14 protein-coding genes and 1 tRNA gene are annotated in these 24,198 nt (G+C 75.6%); 9 read left to right on the plus strand and 6 right to left on the minus strand.

Annotated features, from left to right (window positions below; all coding sequences use genetic code 11):
- Nucleotides 1-2 precede the first annotated feature (2 nt).
- Nucleotides 3-6,899: an SDR family oxidoreductase gene (locus ACZ4YY_RS10740; RefSeq protein ID WP_468286688.1), complete on the minus strand. Its 6,897-nt coding sequence runs from the start codon at nt 6,897-6,899 to the stop codon at nt 3-5.
- 943 nt (nt 6,900-7,842) lie between these two features.
- Here ACZ4YY_RS10740 and ACZ4YY_RS10745 point away from each other — a divergent pair.
- Nucleotides 7,843-7,916: transfer RNA gene (locus ACZ4YY_RS10745), tRNA-Pro, on the plus strand.
- A 108-nt stretch (nt 7,917-8,024) separates the two neighbouring features.
- Here the strand turns inward: ACZ4YY_RS10745 and ACZ4YY_RS10750 are convergent.
- On the minus strand, nt 8,025-8,672 hold the full coding sequence (locus tag ACZ4YY_RS10750) for a TetR/AcrR family transcriptional regulator (protein WP_468286691.1): 648 nt from the start codon (nt 8,670-8,672) through the stop codon (nt 8,025-8,027).
- Between the two features lie 57 nt (nt 8,673-8,729).
- On the opposite strand from ACZ4YY_RS10750, the gene ACZ4YY_RS10755 reads away from it, so the two are divergent.
- From ACZ4YY_RS10755 to ACZ4YY_RS10770, 4 genes are all read left to right on the plus strand, one after another.
- The gene (locus ACZ4YY_RS10755) at nt 8,730-9,419 is read left to right on the plus strand and encodes a class II aldolase/adducin family protein (RefSeq protein ID WP_468286694.1); all 690 of its coding nucleotides are present in this window, start codon (nt 8,730-8,732) and stop codon (nt 9,417-9,419) included.
- The gene (locus tag ACZ4YY_RS10760; protein WP_468286697.1) at nt 9,416-10,345 is read left to right on the plus strand and encodes a carbohydrate kinase family protein; all 930 of its coding nucleotides are present in this window, start codon (nt 9,416-9,418) and stop codon (nt 10,343-10,345) included. Before ACZ4YY_RS10755 ends, ACZ4YY_RS10760 begins: the two co-directional genes overlap by 4 nt.
- Before the next feature lie 125 nt (nt 10,346-10,470).
- Nucleotides 10,471-10,593 (plus strand): putative leader peptide, encoded by a 123-nt coding sequence (locus tag ACZ4YY_RS10765; protein ID WP_468286700.1) that lies wholly within the window; start codon nt 10,471-10,473, stop codon nt 10,591-10,593.
- Nucleotides 10,594-10,728: 135 nt separating this feature from the next.
- Nucleotides 10,729-11,625: a glutathione S-transferase C-terminal domain-containing protein gene (locus ACZ4YY_RS10770; protein WP_468286703.1), complete on the plus strand. Its 897-nt coding sequence runs from the start codon at nt 10,729-10,731 to the stop codon at nt 11,623-11,625.
- Nucleotides 11,626-11,975: 350 nt separating this feature from the next.
- On the opposite strand, the gene absR1 is transcribed toward ACZ4YY_RS10770, so the two are convergent.
- Nucleotides 11,976-13,061: a beta-glucuronidase AbsR1 gene (absR1, locus tag ACZ4YY_RS10775; RefSeq protein ID WP_468286706.1), complete on the minus strand. Its 1,086-nt coding sequence runs from the start codon at nt 13,059-13,061 to the stop codon at nt 11,976-11,978.
- Between the two features lie 360 nt (nt 13,062-13,421).
- Between absR1 and ACZ4YY_RS10780 the strand changes: the two genes are divergently transcribed.
- A complete protein-coding gene (locus tag ACZ4YY_RS10780) occupies nt 13,422-15,224 on the plus strand; it encodes a LuxR family transcriptional regulator AbsR2 (RefSeq protein WP_468287683.1) in 1,803 nt (600 codons plus the stop codon).
- Nucleotides 15,225-15,237: 13 nt separating this feature from the next.
- Here ACZ4YY_RS10780 and ACZ4YY_RS10785 read toward each other — a convergent pair whose 3' ends face one another.
- Nucleotides 15,238-17,802 (minus strand): CHAT domain-containing protein, encoded by a 2,565-nt coding sequence (locus ACZ4YY_RS10785; protein ID WP_468287686.1) that lies wholly within the window; start codon nt 17,800-17,802, stop codon nt 15,238-15,240.
- Nucleotides 17,803-18,196: 394 nt separating this feature from the next.
- Here ACZ4YY_RS10785 and ACZ4YY_RS10790 point away from each other — a divergent pair, with 394 nt between their 5' ends.
- The 3 genes from ACZ4YY_RS10790 to ACZ4YY_RS10800 are packed head-to-tail and all read left to right on the plus strand — an operon-like array spanning nt 18,197 to nt 20,813.
- On the plus strand, nt 18,197-19,633 hold the full coding sequence (locus tag ACZ4YY_RS10790; RefSeq protein ID WP_468286709.1) for a S8/S53 family peptidase: 1,437 nt from the start codon (nt 18,197-18,199) through the stop codon (nt 19,631-19,633).
- A 47-nt stretch (nt 19,634-19,680) separates the two neighbouring features.
- Nucleotides 19,681-20,280: an RNA polymerase sigma factor gene (locus ACZ4YY_RS10795; RefSeq protein WP_468286714.1), complete on the plus strand. Its 600-nt coding sequence runs from the start codon at nt 19,681-19,683 to the stop codon at nt 20,278-20,280.
- A gap of 5 nt (nt 20,281-20,285) precedes the next feature.
- Complete coding sequence (locus ACZ4YY_RS10800) at nt 20,286-20,813, plus strand: hypothetical protein (RefSeq protein WP_468286718.1); 528 nt, start codon at nt 20,286-20,288, stop codon at nt 20,811-20,813.
- Between the two features lie 13 nt (nt 20,814-20,826).
- Here the strand turns inward: ACZ4YY_RS10800 and ACZ4YY_RS10805 are convergent, their stop codons facing one another.
- Complete coding sequence (locus tag ACZ4YY_RS10805) at nt 20,827-21,624, minus strand: N-formylglutamate amidohydrolase (protein ID WP_468286722.1); 798 nt, start codon at nt 21,622-21,624, stop codon at nt 20,827-20,829.
- A gap of 117 nt (nt 21,625-21,741) precedes the next feature.
- Nucleotides 21,742-23,961, minus strand: coding sequence for an NADP-dependent isocitrate dehydrogenase (locus ACZ4YY_RS10810; RefSeq protein ID WP_468286727.1), 2,220 nt, complete (start codon nt 23,959-23,961; stop codon nt 21,742-21,744).
- Between the last annotated feature and the right edge of the window lie 237 nt (nt 23,962-24,198).

Raw genomic sequence — 24,198 nt, forward strand, 5'->3', positions numbered from 1 at the left:
CGTCACCAGCCCGAGGCGGTGTAGACGACGGCGGTCGCGGACTCCTCGCCCCAGGCCAGCTCCCTCATCAGAGCCGCCGTGCCCTCCTCGGGGTCGATCAGCCGGACGCCGCGCCGGGCGTACGCGCGGGCCAGCTCCGCCCCGACCATGCCCGCGTGCCCGGCGGCGGGCGCCCACGGTCCCCAGTGCACGGTCAGCGCGCGGTGCCCGGTCCGGGCGGCGTAGGCCGCGCCGAGGGTCTCCAGGGCGTCGTTGGCCGCCGCGTAGTCCGCCTGGCCCCGGTTGCCGAGGACGGCAGCGATGCTGCCGAACAGCACCGTGAACGCGGGCGCGGCCGGCAGCTCCTCCACCGCCCTGAGCAGGGCGTGCGCTCCGGTGGCCTTCGTGGCGTAGACCCGCTGGAAGGACTCGGGTGTCTTCTCCGCGACCAGCCGGTCCTCGATCACGCCGGCCGCGTGGACCACACCGTCGAGCCGGCCGTGCTCGGCGTGGATCTCCTTCACCGCCTGGAGCACCGCGTCGGGCTCGCGGAAGTCGACGGAGCGGTAGCGCACCCGGCTGCCGAGCGCGGTGAGCTCCGCCAGCGTCGCCCTGATCTCGCGCTGCGCCAGCAGGAGGTCGACGGCGCGGTTGATCTCGGCCGGTGTCGAGCCGCCGCGAGCGGCGAGCACGGCGCGCAGCTCGGCCGGCGTGTGCGCGGCGGACGTCTCCGCGTCCTCGGGACCGTCGGGCGCGGGCGTCCGGCCGAGCAGTTCCAGGCGGCAGCGGGCGGCGCCCGCGAGGGCGGCGGCGAACTGCGCGGTGATGCCCCGCGCCCCGCCCGCCAGCACCACCACCGACTCCCGGTCCAGGCCCAGTGCGGTGGCCTCGGCGGCCCCGTCCCCGGCCGGGCCGGCCCCCGTCGCGCCGAGGGCGCCGAGCGGCGCCTCCACGAGGTCGAAGCCGTGCCGTCCGGCCGCCGTGCGGAGCACGACCGGCGTCCGGTCCGGCGCGGCGGCCTCCGCGACCACGGCGTCCGCCACGGCGGCCGGCGCGGCGTCGGCGAGCTCGACGAGCCGTGCCACCGTCTCCGGGTACTCGCGCGCCACGGTGCGGAAGAGACCGCGCAGCCCTGCCGACCGGCACTCGGGCGTCTCCCCGTCGGCGGCCCGGACGGCCAGCAGCCACCGGGGGCCCCGCTCCAGGGCCGCCTTCAGGAGGGGGAACGCGTCCGGCAGGACCGGCGTGTCGTCGTCCGCGCCGGGGCCGCCGGCCGGGCCGATCGCACCGAGGTACACCACGCCGTCCAGCGGCCCGTCCGCGTCCGTCAGCAGATGGGCGCGGTCGCGGACGAGGACGTCGGCGCCCGAGGAGCCGAGCCGGGCGGCGACGTCCGGGCCGTCCCCGAGGACCGCCCAACGGGTTCCGGCGAGCACGGCCGAGGGGTCGGCGGCCCCGTCCCGGGCGTCGAGCAGGACGGGCTTCAGGACGTGCCGGCGGGGCGGCTCACCGGCCACCGCCTCGTCGGCCGGGTCGGAGCCCCCGGCGGCGGTGGACCGGGAGGCGCCGGCGGCGGTCCCGGCCGTCGACGGCTCGTTCAGCCGTGCCGTCAGCCAGTCGGTCACCGCCGCCGCCGTGCGGGCCTTCGTCAGCTCCTCCAGCGCGGCGTCGTCCGTCGCGGTCAGGTCCGTCCCGCCCGCGCCCAGCCTTCGGGCCAGCTCCCCGGCGATCTCGGCGCGTTTGATGGAGTCGATGCTGAGGTCCGCCTCCAGGTCGAGGTCGGGCTCGATCATGTCGACCGGGTAGCCGGTGCGCTCACTGATGATCTCCAGGACCAACTGCCGTACGTCGGTGACCGGTTCGGGCTTTGCCGCCGGCTCGACGGCGTCCGCGGCGGGCCGGGGCCCCACGGCCGGCGCGGGCCGGACCTCCGCCGCCGGTACGGGCCGGGTCACGGCCTCGGGCGCCTGCACGAGGACGGGCGGCGGCGCGGCCGTCGCCCCCGGCGCGGATCCGAAGTAGGTGAGCAGGACGTCGCGTTGGGCGGCGATCATCTCCCGGCTGGTGCGCAGGAATTCGGAGATGAGCGCGTCCCGGTCGGACGGGACGCCGTGCGGGGGGTTGGTCGTCACAGTCGTCTCCTGGGGTTCCACGACACGTCGGGCCGGTGCGAGCGCACCGGGGAGCAGGGCGCCGGCGGCGGTGCGGACGAGCTGCCCGTCCACCGTCCAGCCCGGCCGCTTCGGCGCCGGGGCGCGCACGGCGTCGACGGCGTCCCGGCCGCGCAGCAGCCACCCGGTGCGCACCGGCAGTCCCGCCACGGCGAGCCGGGCCAGGGCGTCGAGCCAGCCGCGCAGGCCGGCACCGGGACGCGGCTCGCAGGCCACCGTGGTGTGCGGCCGGTCGCCGAGGATCTGCCCGACCAGCCGGGTCAGCACCGAGCCGGGCCCGGCCTCGACGAAGATCCGGGCCCCCGCCGCGTGCATCGCCTCGATCTGCTCGACGAAGGCGACCGGCGCGCCGATCTGCGCGGCGAGCTCCGCCCGGACCGCGCCTGGGTCCGCGGCGTACGGGGCGGCCGTGCGGTTGGCCCACACCGGGAACTCGGGCGGGTGCACGGGGTGGGCCGCGAGCGCCCGCGCGAACCGGTCGCCGGCCCCGGCGACCAGCGGGCTGTGGAAGGCGCAGGCCACCGGGATGCGCCGGGCGCCCAGGCCCGCCGCGCGCAACCGCCGTACCGCCTCGGCGACGGCGTCGGCCGGACCGGAGACCACCGTCTGCTGCGGCGCGTTGCGGTTGGCGACGACGACGGAGTCCGCGAGCCCGGCCGCCTTCAGGGCGTCGGCGACGTCCTGGGCGCCCGCGGTGACGGCGGCCATGCTTCCCGGGTCCCGTCCGGCGGAGCCGGCGGCCTCCAGGATCGCCGTCGCCCGCTCCGCGCTCAGCTCCAGCAGCGTCTCGGGGGTGAGGGCGCCGGCCGCGCAGAGGGCGACCAGCTCGCCGTAGCTGTGCCCGGCGGCCATGTCCGGCCGTATCCCGGCGGCGGTGAGCACGGCGTGGGCGGCGAGTCCGGCGATGCCGAGGGCCGGCTGCGCCACCCGTGTGTCGGTCAGCGCCGCCTGCTGCCGTTCGCGCGTGTCGTCGTCGAACGCGGCGGGCGGGAACAGCGTGTCCGCGTGCGCCCGCCCCAGTTCCAGGTAGGGGCGCAGTTCGGGGAGGGCGACGAACAGCTCGGCGAGCATGCCGGTGCGCTGACTGCCCTGACCGGGGAAGAGGAAGGCGACCCGGCCGCCGGGGCCGTCCGGAGCGGGCCGGTGGATCCCGTGCCCGGGGTCGGGCGCCGCGTCGAGCACGTGCCGCAGTTGCGCGACGAGGTCGTCCACGTCCCGCGCCACCAGCGCGAGGCGCACCGGATCGCCGCTCGCGTCCGACCGGCGGGCCGCGCTCAGCGCCAGGTCGCGCAGCCGCCACGGCCGGTCCGGCGCGTCGGCGGCCGTCAGCAGGTCCCGGGCGGCGCGGTGGGCGGTGGCCTCGTCCCGGCCGCGGAAGAGGAACAGCTCGGCCGGCCAGGCGTCGACCGACCGCACCGGCGGGACGCCGTCGCCGTGGGCGGCGAGCACGACGTGGAAGTTGGTGCCGCCGAAGCCGAACGCGCTGACCCCGGCGAGGCGTCGGGGCGCGGGGGTCGCCCAGGGGCGGGCCTCGGTGTGGAAGGCGAACGGGCTGCTGTCGGCGTCCCAGGCCGCGTTGGGGGCCGTCACGTGCAGGGTGGGCGGCCGGACACCGGTGTGCAGCGCCAGCAGCGTCTTGATCATCCCGGCGAGGCCGGCGGCGCACTTGGTGTGGCCGATCTGCGACTTCACCGAGCCGATCGCACAACTGCCGGGCCGGGCCCCGGCGGCGCTGAACACCTCGCCGAGGACGGCGAGTTCGGTGCGGTCGCCGACCACCGTGCCGGTGCCGTGCGCCTCGACCAGGCCGACGTCGGCCGGGGAGACGCGCGCGTTGCGGTAGGCCCGCTCCAGCGCCGCCCGCTGCCCCTCGGGCCGGGGCGCGGTCAGACCGAGGGAGCGGCCGTCGCTGGAGGATCCGAGCCCTTTGACGACGCCGTAGATCCGGTCGCCGTCGCGCTCGGCGTCCGCGAGCCGCTTCAGGACGAGGCAGGCGACACCCTCGCCCAGGGCGATGCCGTCCGCCGCGCTGTCGAAGGCCCGGGAGCGGCCGGTGGGGGACAGGGCGTGCACGGACGAGAAGAGGACGTAGTCGTTGATGCCGTTGTGCAGGTCGGCGCCGCCGCACAGCACGACGTCACTGGTGCCGGCGAGCAGTTCCTTGCAGGCCACGTCGACCGCGGCCAGCGAGGAGGCGCAGGCGGCGTCCACCGTGTAGTTGGCGCCGCCGAGGTCCAGGCGGTTGGCGATCCGGCCGGAGATGACGTTGGCGAGCATGCCGGGGAAGGAGTCCTCGGTGAGCTGCGGGAGCTGGTCCTCCAGACCGCTCGGGACCTTCCCGTAGTAGGCGGGCAGCACGGCCCGTAGCGTGGCCGCGTTGGACAGGTCGCTGCCGGCCTCCGCGCCGAACACCACGGAGGTGCGGGAGCGGTCGAACTCCCGCCCCCCGTCGCCGTACCCGGCGTCCTCCAGGGCCCGCCGGGCCGCTTCCAGGGACAGCAGCTGGACCGGCTCGACGGAGCCCAGGGAGGCGGGCGGGATGCCGTAGCGCAGCGGGTCGAAGGGGATGCGGGGCAGGAAGCCGCCCCACTTCGACGCGGTGGAGGTGCCGTGGTGGACGGCCGGGTCCCAGCGGTCGGCCGGGACCTCGCCGACCGCGTCGACGCCGCCGACGACGTTCGCCCAGAACGTGGCCAGGTCGGGGGCCTCGGGGAACATGCAGGCCATGCCGACGACGGCGATGTCGAGCGGTGCGGGCGCCTCCGGACGCGTCCGCGTCGTGCCGGGGCCGAGTTCGGCGGACCGCCGGGCCAGGAAGTCGGCGGCGCCCGTCGTCACGGACGTGTGCAGCGCGGCGACCGTCGTCGTGGCGGCGCGCAGCACGGCCACCTCGCCGGCCATGAACATCCCCTCGGCGAGCTGGCGTCGCTCGTCGACGGGGGCGAGCGTGCCGTCGGCCTCCCGGGTCACGCCCTTGCTCGCGATGCGCAGCCGTCCGACGTTGAGGCGCTCCAGCTCCTCCCAGATCCGGCGGTCGGGCACGCCCGCCGCCCGCAGCCGGGCCTCCTCCTCGCGGTAGCCGGCCGCGAACGGGCTCGGCACGCAGCGGGTGGCGTGACCGGGCGCCGACTCCAGCAGGGTGGTGCGCTCGGCGGCCAGGACCTGCCGCTGGAAGAGCGGCCGGACCGCGCCGTGCGCCACCGCCTCCTCGGTGAACAGGTACGCGGTGCCCATCAGCACGCCGACCGCCGCGCCGCGCGCGGTCAGCGGGGCGGCGAGCGCGGCGACCATCGCCGCCGACCGCTCGTCGTGCACGCCGCCCGCGAAGAACACCTCGATGTCACCGATGTCGGAGTCGGACAACTCGTCCTCGATCACGTCGAGTTGGGCCTCCCACAGTGGAAAGCTCGCGCGCGGCCCGACGTGCCCGCCGCACTCGGAGCCCTCGAACACGAACCGGCGCGCCCCGGCCTGGAGGAACTGCCGCAGCAGCCCCGGCGAGGGCACGTGCAGGAAGGTGCGGATGCCGTCCCGCTCCAGCGCCCGCGCCTGGGACGGCCGTCCGCCCGCGATGATCGCGTGCGTCGGCCGCATCTCCCGTACGGCCTCCAGTTGGGCGGCCCGGACGTCCTCCGGCGCGAAGCCCAGCACGCCCACGCCCCAGGGCCGGCCCGCCGCCGCGTCCCTGGTGTCGGCCAGCATCTCCCTCGTGCGCCGGCCGTCGGCCAGGGCCAGGGCCAGGAACGGCAGCGCCCCGTCCGCGGCGACCGCCGCCGCGAACGCGGCCCCGTCGCTGACCCGCGTCATCGGCCCCTGGGCCACCGGCAGCCGTGTCCCGAGCGCCCGGCTCATCGCCGAACCGTCCCGCAGTGCCCGCCCGGCCCGGCCGTCGCCCACGGCGTCCCGCACCGCGTCCCGCAACGCCCGCACCGTCCGCCGTACGTCCCCCCAGCGGTCGGCGAACCGGGCGGCGAGGAAGCCGTCCTGGCCCACCGGCAGCAGCCGGGCGCCGGGGGCGCGCTCGCCGAGCGCGGCGGCCACCGCCTCGGGGTCCGCGCCGGCCGGCATCCGCGGGGCGTCGGGGCCGCGGCGCATCAGGACCCGGTGGCCGCCCAGGACGACCGTCTCCGAGCCGTCCAGGGACCGCAGCGCGGCGGCCGTCGTCTCCGGCAGCGCAGACTCGGCCAGCAGCGCGAGCTGAACGTCCACCACGACCCCGGCCGCCCCGCCGGCCACCGCCGCGGCGGCCGTCCGCGGTCCGATGCCGCCGCACGCCCACACCGGAAGCCCCAGGTCGGGCGCGGACAGCAGTTGTTGGAGCAGTACGAAGGTGCTCAGCTCGCCGATCCGGCCACCGCACTCGCCGCCCCGCGCGATCAGTCCGTGCGCCCCCGCGCGGGCCGCCTCCCGCGCGCCCGCCGCGTCGGTGACCTCCACCAGCACGCGGTGGCGCGCGGCGATCTCGGTGACCCTCCAGGGCGCGTCGGCGGCGAGGACGACCGTGTGAGGACCGTCCGGGTGCATACCGGCCGGGTCGAGGCGGCAGCCCGGGCCGACCCGTACCCCGAAGGCGCCCGGGGCCGCGCGTCGCAACCGGGCCAGCGCCTCGCGCGATCTTCGGTCGCCGTCGCCGAGGTCGAGTACCCCCAGCCCGCCGGCCCGGCCGACCGCCAGAGCGAGCCCGGCGTCCGGTTCACCGAGAGGGGAGATGCCGATGATCAGGTCCTCGGAACGCACAGCGGACGTCATGATTCTCCGAATCAAGGGTGAAACTGCACGGTGGGGTTCGGGACAGTGAAGGACTGCAGAGGCCGCACACCGGATTCCGGCGGGCAGGGTTCACCCCGGAACGCCGACAAAGCACTTGTTCGAAGCGCGTTGAAAGGTAGTGCCGTTGTTACTCACTGGTCAACGTTTGAACGGACCCCCGGTCAGCGGCCGTATCGATTCGGTCAGCGGCCGAGACATGGCCAGGGTGTAGGAAATCGGGTCAATCGCAGTCCCGGGCCGTCCGCGGGCCTCTCGCGGCGGGTCGAGTCGACCCGCGCACGGCCGACGGAAAGCCGATGGAAATGAGTTCCTTCGGACCGCATGTCCGAAAAGGGGACACCGTATTTCCGGCCTCGCGCGGACGGCGGGTGAATGCCGCGGGGCCGGCCCCGGAGTGACCGGGAAAGTGCGCGCCACAGGAGTCTCCGGGCGCCGCCGGCGCCCTCGGGCCACCGCCGCGACGGCGCGGGGGCTCCGCCCCGGCCACGACGCGGACAGGGGCTCGACGGGGGCGCACCCGCCGCGAGAACTGACGTGACTGCGTGGTCGAGCCCGGTCTTCGGGAGGTCGTGGACCGGCTTGACCACGTGGTCCGGCCGACCGGGCCGGCAGGACCGGCTCCGGGGCCGCGGCCGGACCGGCAGGAGTGCGTCGGGGCCACGGCCGGAGTTCCGCCGTCGCTGCCCGCGCGTCGGCCCCCTCACCGGCTCCGCCGCCCGGCGGCCTCCTCGCCGCCGCCGTCGAGGGTCCGGCCCCTGCCGCCGGCCCTCCGACGTGCCCGTCGGGTTGCGGGTCCGCCGCTCCACCGCCCCCGTGCGGGCCCGCGGGCGCCCGCGCCCCGGCCCGCCGCCCGGCACGGCACCGGCGCTCGTACGGTAGGGTTTACCTCCGCGTTCCCACGGTTTCACCGGGGCGGGCGTGACGGGACGTGGCGCAGCTTGGTAGCGCACTTGACTGGGGGTCAAGGGGTCGCAGGTTCAAATCCTGTCGTCCCGACAGCAGGGCGGGTGTCCGCCACTCGAGGGTCCCGGCTCACCACGGTGGGCCGGGACCCTCTGTCGTGCCCGGTGTCGATGCGGGCCCCTCGACGCCGGGCCCCCCGGGTCACCGCCCCGGGGGCCGCCCCACCACCTCCGCCAGGTACCCCCGCAACATCACCTTCGCCTCCCCCAGCAGTTCCACGTCACCCTGCGCGTCCCGGCGGAACGCCTCCTGGGCGAGGGCGTCGGCGGCCAGGACCGCGGCGTGGCAGGCGCGGGCGAGGGGCTCGCCGTCGTGGGCGGCGTCGAGGGCGAGCAGCACGCGGCGGACGCCGTCGGCCATCCGGCGCTTGTGCTCGCGGTCGGCGGCCCGGGTCCGCTCGGTCAGCCCGCTGCCGAACCACAGCGCACGGAAGCCGTGGTCGGTGCGGTAGATGCCGGCGAACGCGTCGAGGAGGACGCCGACGGGGTCCTCCCAGTGCTCGGCGGCCGCCGCCCGCACCAGGTCGTCCATCGCGGCCTCCAGCCGCGCGAAGCAGCCCGCGGCGAGGGCGTCGATGATCGCGTCGCGGTCCGGCAGGTACTGGTACAGCGAGCCCACCGACACCTGCGCCTCGGCGGCGACCCGGGTCGTCGTGAGCGCCTCGACGCCCTCGGCGACCAGCACCCGCTCGGCCGCTTCCAGGACCGACGCCAGCCGCGCCCTGCTGCGTGCCTGGCGCGGGGTGCGGCGCAGGGGAGTGCGGCCCGGATCCGCGGTCGACCGGCCCAAGAACGTCCTCCGAACATGAACGTGACTTTGTTTCACCTTTACGCTACCTTCCAGCCCATGACCGACTCAAGCTCCGCGCTGGGTCAGGAGCGCGCCGCCGTGGCGGACGCGTGCCGGCGCCTGGGGGCCGAGGGCCTCCTCATCGGAACGGCCGGGAACGTCAGCGTGTGCGTGGGGGAGCGGGTCGCCGTCACGGCGACCGGAGCGGTCCTCGCCCGACTGACCGCCGACCAGGTCACCGTCGTCGACCTGGCGGACGGCGGGGTGGTGGCGGGCGACCTCCGGCCGACCTCCGAACTGGAACTGCACCTGGGCGTCCATCGCCGCCACGGCGCGGGAGCCGTCGTCCACACCCACGCGCCGATGGCCACCGCGGTCTCCTGCGTGCTGGACGAACTTCCCTGCATCCACTACCAGTTGCTCGCCCTGGGCGGCACGGTCCGGGTGGCTCCCTACGCCACCTTCGGCACACCCGGGCTCGCCGAGTCCGTGCTCACCGCACTCGAGGGGCGCAGCGCCGCGCTGATGGCGAACCACGGCGCGGTGACCCGGGCCGCCACCCTCGACCAGGCCGTCGAACACGCGCTGCTGCTCGAATGGGCCTGCGGCGTCTACCAGCGGGCCGCCGCCATGGGCCGCCCCCGGGCGCTCGACGAACGGCAGCAGCTCGCGGTCGTCGAGGCGGCACTCGCCCGCGGCTACGGCACCACCCACCCCGTAACGCCCCCGCAGGAGGGAACCCGATGAAGGTCGTCACGATGGGTGTGCACGTCCTGGACGTGCTGGTGCGGCCGGTGGAGGCCATACCGGAGGGGCAGGGCGCGACCCTGGTGGACGACATCCGGATGACCGCCGCCGGGACGGCCGGCGGCACCGCGCTCACCCTCGCCAAGCTCGGCGCGTCCGTCCGCAGTGCGGGCGCCGTCGGCTCCGACCCGACCGGCGACCTGCTCCTCCAGCTCCTGCAACGGGCCGGGGTCGACACCGAGTTGCTCGTGCGCCGCACCGACACCGCCACCTCCGCGAGCGTCCTGCCCATCCGCCCCAACGGCGACCGGCCCTCCCTGCACCTGCTCGGCGCCAACATCACCTACGGCCCCGACGACGTCCCCTGGGACGCCGTCGCCGAGGCCACCCACCTGCACCTCGGCGGACCCGAGCTGATCGGCGTCGACGTCGCCGCGCGCATCCTCGCGCACGCGAAGGACCACGGCACGGTCACCTCCGTCGACCTCCTCGCCCCCGGCGCCCTCGGCAGCTTCGAGCAGATCGAGGCGGCACTGCCCTACGTGGACCACCTGCTGCCCAACGAGGACCAGGTCCTCGGCTTCACCGGCGAGGACGACCTGCTCAGGGGTGCCCGCAAGCTCCTCGCCGCCGGTGCGGGCGTCGTCGCGGTCACCCGTGGCGGGGACGGCGCCCTCGTGGTGACCTCGGAGGGCGCGGAACCGGTTCCCGCCTTCGTGGTCGACGTGGTCGACACCACCGGCTGCGGCGACGCCTTCTCGGCGGGCTATCTGCGCGGCGTCGCCCTCGGCCGGACACCGAGCGACGCCGCCGTGCTGGGCAGCGCCGCGGCGGCGCTGGTCGCGCAGGGGCTCGGCAGCGACCACGGCGACTTCAACCTCGCCGCCGCCGACGCGTTCGCCGCGGCGGGCAAGCCCCGCTCCTGAGGTGACGACGGGACACCGGGAGCCGACGACCGGGGCCCGTACTCACCTGGTGGACACCCCCTTGACGACGCAATGAGGCCCATCGACACTCGGTGGCGGGAATCCTAGTGAACGGGTAGGGAAACATGGGGCGCCTTGAGCCGGTCACCAGCCGCGCGAGCGGCACGGTGTGGTCGCCGCCGCTCCTCACCTCCCGCCGCCACATCGATCTGCTGCGCGTCGCCAGCGCGATCCGCCCGCGCGGCTGAACGGCCGTCCCCGTGCGGGCGGATCGCGCTGGCGGTGTCCCACCGGCAGCCCCGCCCGGCGCGCGGATGAGCCACGCCTGCCGTCCGACGTCGCGTCCGCCGCGCGTCCGTCCGCGCACCGCCCCGGGGAGAGTCATGTCCGTCACACCGTCGGCCGCCCACCCGTCCGTCCGCCCCGCACCCGCCTTCCGGGGCCGGATCGGCCGCGACGCGCGCAGCGGCCACTACGCCGTGCCGCGCCGCTACCGCCTCCACCTGTCGCCCGCCGACCCCGACGGGCTGCGCATCGCCGTCACCCACAGCCTGCTCGGCCTGGAACGGGTCTGCCCGGTGACCGTCCTGCCCGCCGTCCCGGACCGTCCGGACGGCGGCCACACGGCACTGCGTCCGCTCTACGACGCCAGCGCCCACCGCTACACCGGACCCGCCCTCGGGCCGGTGCTCAGCGACGACTGGTCGGGGCGCATCGTCTCCACCCACGGCCCCGACATCGCCCGCGACCTCGCCCGGCACTTCGGCGGCGGCCGGCCCGCGCTGTACCCGCGCGGCGCCGAGTCCCGGATCGAGGCCGTCGAGCGGATGTGCGTCCAGGGCATCGCGGAGGCGGCACAGCGTGCGGGGACGGCCGGGGCCGACGCGGCGGAACGCGCGGCCGCCCTCGACGTCCTGCTCACCGCGCTCGGGGTGCTGGACCGCGGCCTCCGGGCGGAACCGTTCCTGATGGGGGATCAGCTCACCGCCGCGGACGTCGCGTTGTGGGTAGCGCTGGTGCAGCTCGACACCGTGCACCGCCACCACCTCGACGCAGCCGCCGTGCACCGCGTCGCCGGCCATCCGGCGCTGTGGGCCCACGCCCGTCGCCTCACCGCCCACCCGGCGTTCGGCCCCCACCTCGACCTCGACGGCATCGACCGCCGCCACCACGCCCGCTGTCTGGGTCTGGAGGCCGCCGGAGCAGCCGTCCGGATTCTGGATTGGGCCGCCCACTGCACCCCCGCCCCGGGCACCCGGCCGCAGCTCGGACGCCCCTGACCCGGTCCCGCACCGGACCACCGTCGACACCGTCCGGGCACCCGCGTCGACTCGCGGCCTCAGGGGTCCTTGCACGATGCCCGAGCCGCGTGGCCCGGCGCCTTGCGATGCACGGCACCGGGCCACACGGCCTGACCAGGCGCTCATCTGCAAGGACCCCTCAACCGCCGACCCCTCGCCGGGACGCCGTGACGTCCCCGGCGATCACCCACGATCGACCGGGTTGGCGCGGGGCGGTGGCCCGTGGGACCGGGGAGCGCCACCCCTCCCCCGAGCGGGTGGCGTTCCCCGGCCCGTCCCCCGGCGCCGGACTGCGGTCCGTGAGGGCCCGTGCGGCCCGTGCCCTCACCTCACCAGCACATGACCGCCGTCTCGCCCGAGCCCCAGCCCGAGTACAGGCGGACGCGGACGACGTAGCGGCGGCCCTTGACGAGCCGTGCGGTGATGGTGGCGTTGTGCGGAGCGCCCCCGTCGTCGTGGCCGGCGAGGAAGCGGGGTTCGCCGTCCCGCTCCTCGAAGACCACCACGACCGAGTCGCCCGCCCCGAAGGTGCCCAGCGTGTACCGGCGCGTCTCCGGCGGTTCGACGGTGAAGTCGGCCTGCTCCCCCGGCCCCAGCGCCAGCGGCGCCGACCGGAACGGCACCAGCGCCGGCGGCCGGGACGCGGCCGGGGGCGGGTACCAGCGCAGCACGAACTCCTTGTCCATCGGCGACAGCGTCCCCGGCGGGTGCACGCCCCCGCGGAACTGCTCCGGCTCCAGGATCAGCCCCGCCGGGAACGGGTACTCCATGACGGACTGCGGGTCCCACACCGACCCGTTGACCTCGGCCGGGTCGAGCTTGCGCAGGATGTTGAAGTACGTGCGGTCCCGGCTCCAGAAGTTCGGAGGGCCCGCCAGATCGGCGTACACCGCCTCGTCGTCCCAGTGGATCCCGGCGAACGGGCTCTGGTGCTCGTGCTGCATGCCGAGCGAGTGCCCGATCTCGTGCAGGGCCGTCGCACGCTCCCCGGGCACGGTCAGGTCCCAGCCGAGGTTCATGGTGCGCTCGTTCCGACCGGCCCGCAGCGCGTCACGGCCCACCGCCGACCAGGACCCGTCGCCCTGCTGGAAGCCGATGCGCAGCTCGGCCTCCGAACGGTCGGCGACCTCGGTGAACGTGATCCCGATGCCGAGGTCCCGCCACTCGCGGAAGCAGTCGCGCACCACGTCCCGCTGCTCCTGCGAGCCGGCCCACGACACCCACCGGGTCCCGCCGGAGCCCGGCAGGGGGATCACCGATCCGTCGGCCTCGCCGTCGAACAGGTAGTAGTGCAGCACCGTGCCGTTGACCCACATCCGGCGTCCGCTCATGAGCGCGCCCAGCCGCTCGGCGGCCAGCCCCGGGGCGAACACGGGGGCCGGCTGCTGCGCGAGCGAGCAGTAACGGGCCGTCATGGACTCCAGGCTGCCCCGCGACACCGTCCCGGGGCCTGAGTCGGGCCCTACTCAAGTCGCCCTGTATCAGACCTGAGTACACCGACTCCCTCTGATGTGACGACCGATGCGAGGACGGGTGTGACGGCCGATGCGGCGACCGGTGTGACGGCCGATGCGAGGACGCGTGTGGCCACCGATGCGGCGGCCGGCGTGACGGCCGCCGCGGCGGTCGGCAGGACGACCGATGTGCCGATCGGCAGGACGACCGATGTGCCGGTCGGCAGGACGACCGATGTGCCGGTCGGCAGGACGACCGATGCGCCGATCGAGGCGAGGACCGGTGTGCGGACCGACGGGCCGGTCGACGGGGCGGAATCGTTGCGCGACGCCCGGATCCTCCAGCCACCCCGCTCCCTGCCCTGGCCGTTCACCGGCCGCGACGAGGAGCTCGACCTGGTCCGCCGGGCGTCGGCGGCCGGCCGGCCCGGTCTCGTGGTGACGGGTCCGGCGGGCTGCGGCCGCACCCGCCTGGCCGCGGAGGCGGTGCGCGGCACGGACTGCGCCCGGGTCGCCGGCACCCCGGAGACCCAAGGCGTCCCGTTCGCCCACCTGCTGCCCGAGGACGTCACCCTGCACCGCGCGGTCCACCTCATGACCGGCGTACGGCTGCTGCTGGTCGACGACGCGCACCTGCTCGACGACGCCTCCGCCGCCCTGGTCCACCACCTGGCCGTGCAGGGCCGCACCCGGCTGCTGGTGCTCGCCGCCGACGGCACGCCCGCACCCGGCGCCGTGACCCGCCTGTGGACGGGGGACCTCCTGCCCCGCCTCGCCCTCGAGCCGCTGTCCCGCGAGGAGACGGTCCGGCTCCTCACCGCCGTCGCCGGCGGCCCACCGGAGCCCCTCACCGCCGACCGTCTGCACCGCCTGTCCGGGGGCGACCTGCGCCTCCTGCGCGACCTGCTGGACGCGCTGCGCGCCCGACACCTGCTCACCCGGGCCCCCGACAGCGGCGAGTGGACCTGGCGCGGTCCGGTCCCGGTCACCGCGGCCCTGCGGGACCGGACGGCGTCCGTCCTCGCCCGGCCCTGCCCCGACGAACGCGAGACCCTCGACCGCCTCGCCTTCGCCGAGCCGCTGCCGCTCCCCGTCGACGACCTGGACCTGCGGATCCTCGAACGCCTGGAGGCGGACGGTCTGGTCCACGCCGACGACGGCACCACCGTCCGTCTCGCGCACCCCCTGCACGGCCCGGTGCTGCGCGCCGCGGCGGGCCGGCTGCGGGCACGCCGGCTCACCGGCACACGGGCGCCGCACGGGCCGGCCCTCGACGCGGAGGCGGCCGCGCTGGTCCGCCGCATCGACCGGGCCGACGTCCGCCCGACGCCCGCACCGGTGGGGGAGTGGCTGGTCGCCGAGGGCCTCGCGGTCCCGCCCGGCTACGCGGCCGTCCGCGCCCGGTTCGTCCGGCTGCGGGGAGCACTGCGGGAGGCGGCGGCCTGGGCGCGCGAGGGCCTCGCGAACGCCCCGCACGACCGCGCCTGCCACCGCGAACTCGCGCTGGCCGCCGCCCAGTCCGGGCAGACGCCCCCACCGCACGTCACGACACCGGCCACCCCCTGGTCCGCCGCCGCCCGGGGTCACCTCGACACCGCCCTGGCGGCCCTCGACCCGGCCGACCCGTACGCCGCCTACGACGCCGTACGCCTCGGCGCCCCCGAGAGGGCCGCCCGGCTGCCGCTGCCCGCGGCCGTCTTCGCCCGGCACGCCGACGCGCTCGCCCGCGGCGACGGACCCACCCTGGACCGGGTCGCCGCCGAACTGGAGGAACGCGGCTTCCTGCTGTTCGCCGCGGAGGCGTACGCCCAGGCGGTGGGCGCCCACCGCGACGCCGGCGCGGCCCGCACCGCCCGCACCCGCGCCGCCGCCCTGGCCCGCCGCTGCCCCGACGCCCGCACCCCGGCCCTGTCCGGTCTCGCCCTGGGCGAACTCACCGCCCGGCAACGGCAGATCGTCACCCTGGCGGCGGCCGGACTGAGCAACCGTCAGATCGCCGAGCGGCTCACCCTGTCCGTCCGCACGGTCGGCAACCACCTCTACGGCGCCTACACCCGCCTGGGCACGAGCCACCGGGGCGCCCTGCCGTGGCTGACGGAGCCGCCCGCCGCCCGGCCCGCCTGACCGGCACGGGTGTTCACGCAGGCCCGAAGGCGGTGAACGCCCATCCCGTCGCCTGGTGCGGGGCGTCTCCCGGCAGCGCGGTCCGCGCGTCGCGCAGGGCCTCCGCCAGCGACAGGCCGGCGCTGACGCCCTTGTGCAGGGCCAGCATCAGCGCGACCACCGCCTCGTCGTTGACCGGCGCGCTGCTCGCCACCACTCCCGCCGTGCCCAGCGGCAGCAACGCCGTGACCAGGCCGAGGAGCTCGTCGGCGCCGACCGAGGCGAGCCGCGCCGTGTCGCAGCTGGAGAGGATGATCCGGTAGGGGCTGCGGGCGAGACGCTCGAAGTCGTGGACGATCAGCGGGCCGTCAGCCATCAGCAGGGACGAGAACATCGGGCTGTCGGCGCGGAAGGTGCCGTGCGCGGCGATATGGGCGAGGGCGGCCCCGTCCAGCTCCTCCAGCACCCGCGGCACCCGCGCGTCCGCCTGCTCCAGCACCGTCGCACTGCCGTAGCGGCCCGCCACGTCCGGCACCTCCGCGCCGCCGGTCGCCAGGTCCGGCCCCCGCACCAGCACGTGCCGGCCGCCCGGCGGCGGCTCGGTCTCCCGGGCGCGCAGCCAACTGCTCGCCGACGGCGACACGCTGAGCACCCGATCGCGCAGCGACGGAAGCAGCGCCCAGGGCACGCGGTGCAGCCGGGCCGGCGGCACGACGACCACCGGACCGGAGCCCAACTGGCCGGCCGCGCCGCCCAGGAGCAACTCCTCCAGACGCCGCCCCATGGCCTCCACCACCGGCAGCCGGCCCTCCGCCCTGGGGTGGGCGAGCCGCCGCAGCGCGGCCTGCACGTGCTCGGCCTCCCGCTCGGCCTCGTCGAGCGGACCGCCCGTGAAGCGCCGCACCCGCCCGCCCCCGCACAGCAGCACCTGCACCCGCCCGTCCAGGACGGCCAGTTCCACCAGCCGCCCCTCGCCGAGCCGCTCCAGCAGCCGGCCCACGTCGAAGCGGTGACCGTCGCCGGGCGCGTCCCCGCGGATGTGCAGCGTGCGGGAACGGATCTCCCGCTCCAGACGGCGCTGCTCGCGCTCCAGGGCCGGCACCGGCCGGCCGTCCCGTCGCGCGCCCTCGGCACGCGCCGCGATCTCCCGGAACGCCGTCAGCCCGCTCAGCAGCGCCGGGTCCGCCGGCGGCCGGGTCGGCGGCGCCGACAGCACCGTGGCCCGCCAGCGTTCGCTCCACACCAGCAACTGCCGCGGGCCGCCCCGCTCCAGGCTGACCTGCTGTGCCAGCGCGGCGAGTTCGGCGCCCTGCGCGGTGGCCCGGGCCCGCAGCTCCGAGGCCCCGAGCGTCGTCCGGTGGTCGTCGAGGACGTCCAGGCCGCGCCGGCAGGCCTCCAGCACCCCGCGCCCCGACCCGGTGGCCCGCGCCCACAACGCCTGCGCCGCCCAGCCCGTCATCCGGGCCAGCGGCGGCCCGCTGCGCCGACTGCGGGCGGCGACCGCCAGGTAGCGTTCGGCGTCCGTCGTCCAGTCCAGGTCCAGCGCGATCCGCCCGGCCAGCAGCCACGCCTCGGGCGCGGCGGGCGCCTCGAACGCCGACAGCCGCTCCGCGACCCGGACGGCGTCGGCGACCAGCCGCCCCGAACCGCGCCCGGCGGCCACCCGCGCCTCGATCAGCACCAGTTGGGCGTGCGCCTCCCACCAGGTACGCCGCTGCCCGGCGAAGAGCCGCACCGCCACGGCCGCCCGCGCGATCGCGGTCCCCGCGTCGCCCGCCAGCCGGGCGGCCTTCGCAGCGGCCAGCAGCAGCTCCGCCTTACGGGTCGACTGTCCGCCGATCCCGTCCAGCACGCCGGTCGCCGCGTCCGCCTCGGCCAGCGCCTCCGGCGCCAGCCCGGCCGCCATCAGCACCTCGCAGCGCCGGATGTTCAGCATGAAGGTGGGCGTGCCCAGCTTGGCGTAGCGCTCCTCGGCCTCGTCCAGCAGGCGCAGCGCCGCCGGGACGTCCCCCGAGCGGAACGCGGCCAGCCCCCGGCTCTCCACCGCGTCCGCCTTGTCGTGCTCCTGCCCGGTGGTGTCCCACAGCGCCTCGGCCGCCGTGAAGTCCGCCTCCGCGCGGTCCACCGCGCCGAGCGCCAGGTGCACGGTGGCCCGCAGGGTGAGGGCCCGGGCCGTCCAGATGACGTCCTCGGCCTGCCGCAGCACCGGTATCGCCCTGCGCACGTCCTCCAGCGCCTCGCGATGGTGTCCCAGCACCCACCAGGAGTAGGCCCGCCGGTACAGCACGCGCGCGCGGGTGTGGCCCGTGCCGCGCTCGACGCCCCGCTCGAAGGCGGCCAGGCCCTGCCGGGTGCGGCCCGCGTGCACCAGCGCCACCCCGAGCGTGGCGAGGACGTCCGCCTCCCGCTCGGCGGAGTCGGCGCGCGCGGCGAACTCGCGGGCCCGGCGCAGATGGTCCAGGGCCAGGCGCATGTCACCCCAGTCCCGCTGCCAGATGCCGATCACCTGGTGGGCGACGGAGGCGTGCAACGGCGTCGGATCGGTGTCGAGCAGCTCCTCCGCCCGCGCCAGCGCGTCGTTGGGGGCGGCGAACACCATCGGCAGCAGTTCGAGAACCGTGTCGTTTCCCGCGGTCACCCCACGGATGGTAGTGGCCCGGTTGCACGGCACACAGAGCCGGAACCGGATCACGTCGCTTTTGTCGGACGTCGCGTCAACGCGTGGCGACGCCCCGCCGAGGGAGGCGACGTCATCCCGGGGCGGGGCGACGTCGTCCCGAGGTGGGGCGAGGCCGGGCGAGGTGACGCCACGGCGCAGCAGCGCGTGACGTCGAGAGACGGCGCGCGACGTCGACGGGGGTGCCCGCCCGGCTGCGCACGCGGCGGGCGGGTGGACGCAACCGCGCCACCCGTCCCGCTCGTCGCACCACCTGTATCAGACGACGGTCTCGCGGCTCTGACTGACGACCGACGGTCTCAGGGGAGGACACGCCATGGCACCACCACAGCGATTCCACGAGCAGTTCGACCACATCCGACGCGCGCTGCCCGACATCCCGCTGGCCATGGGCCCGGACGACTCCGCCGAGTTCATCTACGAGAAGGGCGTCGTCCTCGCCCGCGACGGCGAGGAGGCCCGGGTCGTCGAGGACACCGTCCGCAGTCACTTCACCGCCACCGAGGGCCTGGTCCCGGACCATGTGCGCCGGGCGGGCCCGCAGACCAACCGCTCCGGCATCACCCGCATCCGGGTCGGCGATCCCGGGCAGGGGGAGCCCGGCGCCGACCGCACGGTCGCGGGTGCCCTGCGCGCCCTGCGCGGCGCCGAGGAGCGCGCCGGCCGCCGGCTGGTCAGCCGCAACCACGTGGTGCACATCGCCGTCAACGCCTGCCCCGGCGACGAGCCCGTGCCGGCCCCGCGCAGCGAGCAGCCCAACCCGTCGGCCGCCGACGCGCCCCACGACGCCGACGCGGTGGGCGTCCTCGTCATCGACACCGGACTGACCCACGACTACCGCTCCTACCCGCCGCTCGCCCACACCGACGGCGACACGCAGACCGAGGAGACCGACGACCGGGGCGTCCTGCGGCAGTACGTCGGCCACGGCACGTTCATCGCCGGACTCGTCGCCGCCGTCGCCCCCAACACCGACGTCACCGTCCGGGGGACCCTCAACGACGCGGGCGCCATCATGGAGTACGACTTCGGCGACAAGCTCTTCGAGGCGGTCGAGCAGGACGGCTGGCCCGACATCATCAGCCTGTCCGCGGGCACCTCCAACGGCCGCGTCGACGGACTGCTCGGCGTGGCCGCGTTCATGGAGGAACTGAGCGCCCGGCACACCCTGTTGGTCGCCGCCGCCGGCAACAACGCGAGCGCGATGCCCTTCTGGCCCGCCGCCTACGCCGCCCAGCCCGAGTACGCCGACGCCGTCCTGTCGGTCGGGGCGCTGCGCGGGGACGGCGAGTTCGGCGCCTGCTTCAGCAACCACGGCCCCTGGGTGCGGGTCTTCGCCCCCGGCGAGCGCCTCACCAGCGCCCTCACCGGCTTCGACACCCCCGTCCCGTACGTCTACCAGCACTCCACCTACGACGACTGCCGCTACGGTTTCACCTACCCCTGCACCTGCCGGTCGCCGCGCCACACCGGGGTGCTGACCGAGGCGCGGGTGTCCGGCGCGGGCAAGCCGGACCAGGTGATGTTCGAGGGGCTCGCCTCCTGGAGCGGCACCTCCTTCGCGACGCCCCTCGTCGCCGGTCTGGTCGCCGCCCGCATGACGGCGCTCGGGGAGCGCGACCCGCGCGCCGCCGCCCGCCGACTCCTCGCCGACGACGCCGAGCTCGCCGAGGTGCGCGGCCACCACGTGCCGGCCCTGCTGCCGCCGACCTGGCGTCCGGTCCCGGTCGACCGGTTCGCCCCTTCGGCGTGAGGCCGCCCGTGAGGTCCGGAGCCGCACCCGCCACGGCGTACGATGACATGCCGTACACGAGGGGTGGGACCGTGGACCGTAGTGAAGTCGGCGTGCTCGTCCGGTCCGCCGTCGACGGTGACACGGCGGCCTGGAAGGCGCTGGTCGAAGGGCTGAGCCCGCTGGTGTGGTCCGTCGTGCGCGCGCACCGGCTCTCCGAGGCCGACGGGCACGAGGTGTACCAGACGGTGTGGTTCCGCTTCGCCCAGCACCTCGGCCGGATCCGTGAGCCCGACAAGGCGGGATCCTGGCTGGCGAGCACCGCGCGCAACGAGTGCCTGAAAGTCATCAAGAGCCTGCGCCGGCTCACCCCCACGGACGATCCGCAGCTGCTCGACCGCGTCAGCGAGGACCGTACGCCGGAGCAGTCGGTGCTGGACTCGGAGGAGGCGGCCGCGCAGAGCGAGCGCGTCCGCCACCTCTGGCAGGAGTTCGAGGCGCTCGGTGAGCGCTGCCGGCAGCTGCTGCGGGTGCTGATCTCCTCGCCGCCGCCCAGTTACCAGGAGGTGTCGGCCGCCCTGGGCATCGCGGTGGGCAGCATCGGACCGATGCGCCAGCGATGCCTGCGCCGCCTGCGGGCCCGACTCGACGCACGGGGAGCACTGTGAACGCCATGGACGACCACGACGGCGCCTACGACGAGGACGGCCTCGACGGCAACGGCGCGGACGACGGGTATCCCGACGGGAACGCCTTCCACGACGAGGAGTTCGACCACGGCAGCCTGGAGGAGGAGCTGCGCGGGGCCGCGGCCATCCTGGACCCGGTGCCGGCCGGGCTGCGGCAGCTCGCCGTCGAGGCGTACGCGCTGCACGACCTCGACGCGAGGATCGCCGAGCTGACCTTCGACTCGCTCGTCGACGCCATCCCGGTCAGGGGCGCGGTGGACGTGCCGCGGATGCTCACCTTCCACGGCGGCGGGCTCACCGTCGACGTCGAGGTGACCACCCAGGGGCTGATGGGGCAGCTGCTGCCGCCGCAGGCCGCGTCGATCGAGGTCCTCGACGGCCCCCGGGCGGGCACCACGCTCATCGCCGACGCCCTGGGCCGCTTCGCCGGCGACGCCCCGCCCGCCGGACCCTTCGCGCTGCGCCTGCGCGCCGGCGGCGAGGTGGTCGTGACGGAGTGGCTGCGCGCCTGAGCCGTCCCGGGCGTCAGCCGGAGACGGCGTCCACGAGCCGCGCCAGCGCCGCGCCGAGCCGGGGCAGGCCCGCCCCGGCGGGGCCGCCCGGCTCGCTCATGTAGGTGTCCCGCCGGATCTCCACCATCAGCGCGGACACGCGCGGGTCCCTCCCGTGGTACTCCAGCGGGACGTACGTCCCGCCGAACGGGCTGTCCCGTCCCGTCTCCCCGATGTCCGCGAACGCCTCGCGCGCGGCGTCGAGCAGCTCGGGCGGCGTGTGGAAGGCGTCGGTGCCCAGGCACACCGCCGGCCGGGGCCCCTCGCCGTGCAGCTCGTAGGGCAGCCGTGCGGTGGGGTAGGAGTGCACGTCGACGATCACGGCCCGTCCTGCGACCGCCAGCCGCTCGGCCACGGCGTCGGCCATGGCGCGCGCGTACGGCCGGAAGTAGCGCGCCACCAGCGGCTCGGGGTCGACGTCCGCGGCCCGCAGCGCCTCCCGGTGCGTGGTCCGCGTGTAGACGGCGCCCATCCCCACCGCGAGCATCTCCTCCCGCTCGTCCGGGAACCGCTCCGGGTCCACGACCAGCCGCGACAGCAGGTTGACGAACCGCCACGGCGTCACTCCCGCCGACTCCGCGGCTGCCTCGGCGATCTCCGCGGTGTGCGCGTCGGTGATGTGGTCCAGCTCCCGTTCCAGTGCCCCGTCGTCCAGCACGATGCCCGCCCGCACGGCAGCGGGTATCTCCCGTGCGGAGTGCGGCACGTGCAGCACCACCGGCGAGGCGGCGGCTCCGGCCAGGAGGGAGAAGGACGGCGCGGCGACGGGCATGCGGCAGCTCCTCGGGTGGGGACGCGGACAGCTCCGCCCCGGCCGGTGCGCGCCGGGCGGGGCGGAGGGGGAGCGAGGACCCGTGGGCCGGCGGGGCCGGCCAGTGGGCCTCCGGGGTCAGCTCAGGGTGGCCAGAGCCTCGTTCCAGGTGGCCGACGGGCGCATGACCGTGGCGGCCTTGGCCGGGTCGGGCTGGTAGTAGCCGCCGATGTCGGCCGGCTTGCCCTGGACGGCGATCAGCTCGTCGACGATCTTCCGCTCGTTCGCGGCGAGGGTCTCCGCGAGCGGGCCGAAGGCCTTGGCCAGGTCGGCGTCCTCGGTCTGCGCGGCCAGCTCCTGCGCCCAGTACAGGGACAGGTAGAAGTGGCTTCCGCGGTTGTCGATGCCGCCGACGCGACGGGTCGGGGACTTGTCCTCGTTGAGGAAGGTCGCCGTGGCGCGGTCGAGGGTGTCGGCGAGGACCTTGGCGCGGGTGTTGCCCGTGGCCTCGGCGCACTGCTCGAAGGAGGGGACGAGCGCGAAGAACTCACCGAGGGAGTCCCAGCGCAGGTAGTTCTCCTTGACCAGCTGCTGGACGTGCTTCGGCGCGGAGCCGCCGGCGCCCGTCTCGAACAGGCCGCCGCCCGCCATCAGCGGGACGACCGACAGCATCTTGGCGCTGGTGCCCAGCTCCAGGATCGGGAACAGGTCGGTCAGGTAGTCGCGCAGCACGTTGCCGGTGACCGAGATGGTGTTCTCGCCGCGGCGGATGCGCTCCACCGACAGCTTGGTCGCCTCGACCGGGGCGAGGATGCGGATGTCCAGGCCCTCGGTGTCGTGCTCCGGCAGGTACGCGTTGACCTTGGCGATCAGGTTGGCGTCGTGGGCGCGGGTCTCGTCCAGCCAGAAGACGGCCGGGTCGCCGGTGGCGCGGGCGCGGGTGACGGCCAGCTTCACCCAGTCCTTGATCGGCGCGTCCTTGGTCTGGCAGGCGCGGAAGATGTCGCCCTCGGCGACCTCCTGCTCGATGAGCACGGTGCCGGCCTGGTCGACCAGGCGGACCGTCCCGGCGGCCTTGACCTCGAAGGTCTTGTCGTGGGAGCCGTACTCCTCGGCCTTCTGCGCCATCAGGCCGACGTTCGGCACGGAACCCATGGTCGACGGGTCGTAGGCGCCGTTGGCCTTGCAGTCCTCGATCACGGCCCGGTAGACGCCGGAGTAGGAGGAGTCCGGCAGCACCGCGAGGGTGTCGGCCTCCTGGCCGTCCGGGCCCCACATGTGGCCGGAGGTGCGGATCATGGCCGGCATCGAGGCGTCGACGATGACGTCGGACGGCACGTGCAGGTTGGTGATGCCCTTGTCCGAGTCGACCATCGCCAGGGCCGGACCCTCGGCGAGCTCGGCGTCGAAGGAGGCCTTGATCGCCTCGCCCTCGGGCAGGGACTCCAGGCCCTTGAGGATGCCGCCCAGACCGTCGTTCGGGGACAGGCCGGCGGCCGCGAGCGTCGCGCCGTACCGCTCGAACGTCTTCGGGAAGAAGGCGCGCACCACGTGACCGAAGATGATCGGGTCGGAGACCTTCATCATGGTGGCCTTGAGGTGCACCGAGAACAGCACGCCCTCGGCCTTGGCCTTGGCGATCTGCGCGGTGAGGAACTCGCGCAGGGCGGCCACGTGCAGCACGGACGCGTCGACGACCTCGCCCTCGAGGACCGGTACCGACTCGCGCAGGACCGTGGTGGAACCGTCCTCGGCGACCAGCTCGATCCTCAGCGCGCCGGCCTCGGAGATCACGACGGACTTCTCGGTGGAGCGGAAGTCGTTCTGCCCCATGGTCGCCACGTCGGTCTTGGAGTCGGCCGACCAGGCGCCCATGCGGTGCGGGTGGGTCTTGGCGTAGTTCTTCACCGACGCGGGGGCGCGGCGGTCGGAGTTGCCCTCGCGCAGGACCGGGTTCACGGCGGAGCCCTTGACCTTGTCGTAGCGGGCCTGGATCTCCCGCTCCTCGTCGGTCTTCGGGTCGTCCGGGTAGTTCGGCAGCGCGTAGCCCTGCGCCTGCAGCTCGGCGATCGCGGCCTTGAGCTGCGGGATCGACGCCGAGATGTTCGGCAGCTTGATGATGTTCGCGGCGGGCGTCTTGGCCAGCTCGCCGAGCTCGCTCAGCGCGTCCGGGATGCGCTGGTCCTCGGTGAGGTACTCCGGGAACACCGCGATGATGCGCCCGGCCAGCGAGATGTCCCGGGTCTCCACGGAGACACCGGCCTGCGAGGCGTACGCCCGGACCACCGGCAGGAAGGAATACGTCGCCAGGGCCGGGGCCTCGTCAGTGTGCGTGTAGATGATGGTCGAGTCAGTCACCGGGTGCTCCGCTCCACGTCTGCAACATTGCTCGACATCAAGATATCTCGTGACGGACCCCGACTCGACAGCGGATCGCACAGACGTGCAGGGCGGGCGCGGAACATCCGCCTCCGGGGCCACCGGACCGTTCGATCCGGTGGTCGGGGCCGGCGAGCGCCCACAACTCCCACAGCGCCCGCAGTGCGATACGGCACCCGCAGTGCGATACGGCGCCCACCGTGCGCCGCAGAGCTC

It is taken from the genome of Streptomyces sp. NPDC030143 (assembly GCF_055573695.1).

Coding starts and splice junctions, on each gene's coding strand:
- ACZ4YY_RS10790 (WP_468286709.1), top strand. CDS start 18,197: ATGGCACCACCACAGCGATTCCACGAGCAGTTCGACCACATCCGACGC.
- ACZ4YY_RS10800 (WP_468286718.1), top strand. CDS start 20,286: ATGGACGACCACGACGGCGCCTACGACGAGGACGGCCTCGACGGCAAC.
- absR1 (WP_468286706.1), bottom strand. CDS start 13,061: ATGACGGCCCGTTACTGCTCGCTCGCGCAGCAGCCGGCCCCCGTGTTC.
- ACZ4YY_RS10755 (WP_468286694.1), top strand. CDS start 8,730: ATGACCGACTCAAGCTCCGCGCTGGGTCAGGAGCGCGCCGCCGTGGCG.
- ACZ4YY_RS10740 (WP_468286688.1), bottom strand. CDS start 6,899: ATGACGTCCGCTGTGCGTTCCGAGGACCTGATCATCGGCATCTCCCCT.
- ACZ4YY_RS10770 (WP_468286703.1), top strand. CDS start 10,729: ATGTCCGTCACACCGTCGGCCGCCCACCCGTCCGTCCGCCCCGCACCC.
- ACZ4YY_RS10765 (WP_468286700.1), top strand. CDS start 10,471: ATGGGGCGCCTTGAGCCGGTCACCAGCCGCGCGAGCGGCACGGTGTGG.
- ACZ4YY_RS10795 (WP_468286714.1), top strand. CDS start 19,681: ATGCCGTACACGAGGGGTGGGACCGTGGACCGTAGTGAAGTCGGCGTG.
- ACZ4YY_RS10805 (WP_468286722.1), bottom strand. CDS start 21,624: ATGCCCGTCGCCGCGCCGTCCTTCTCCCTCCTGGCCGGAGCCGCCGCC.
- ACZ4YY_RS10760 (WP_468286697.1), top strand. CDS start 9,416: ATGAAGGTCGTCACGATGGGTGTGCACGTCCTGGACGTGCTGGTGCGG.
- ACZ4YY_RS10785 (WP_468287686.1), bottom strand. CDS start 17,802: ATGGTGTTCGCCGCCCCCAACGACGCGCTGGCGCGGGCGGAGGAGCTG.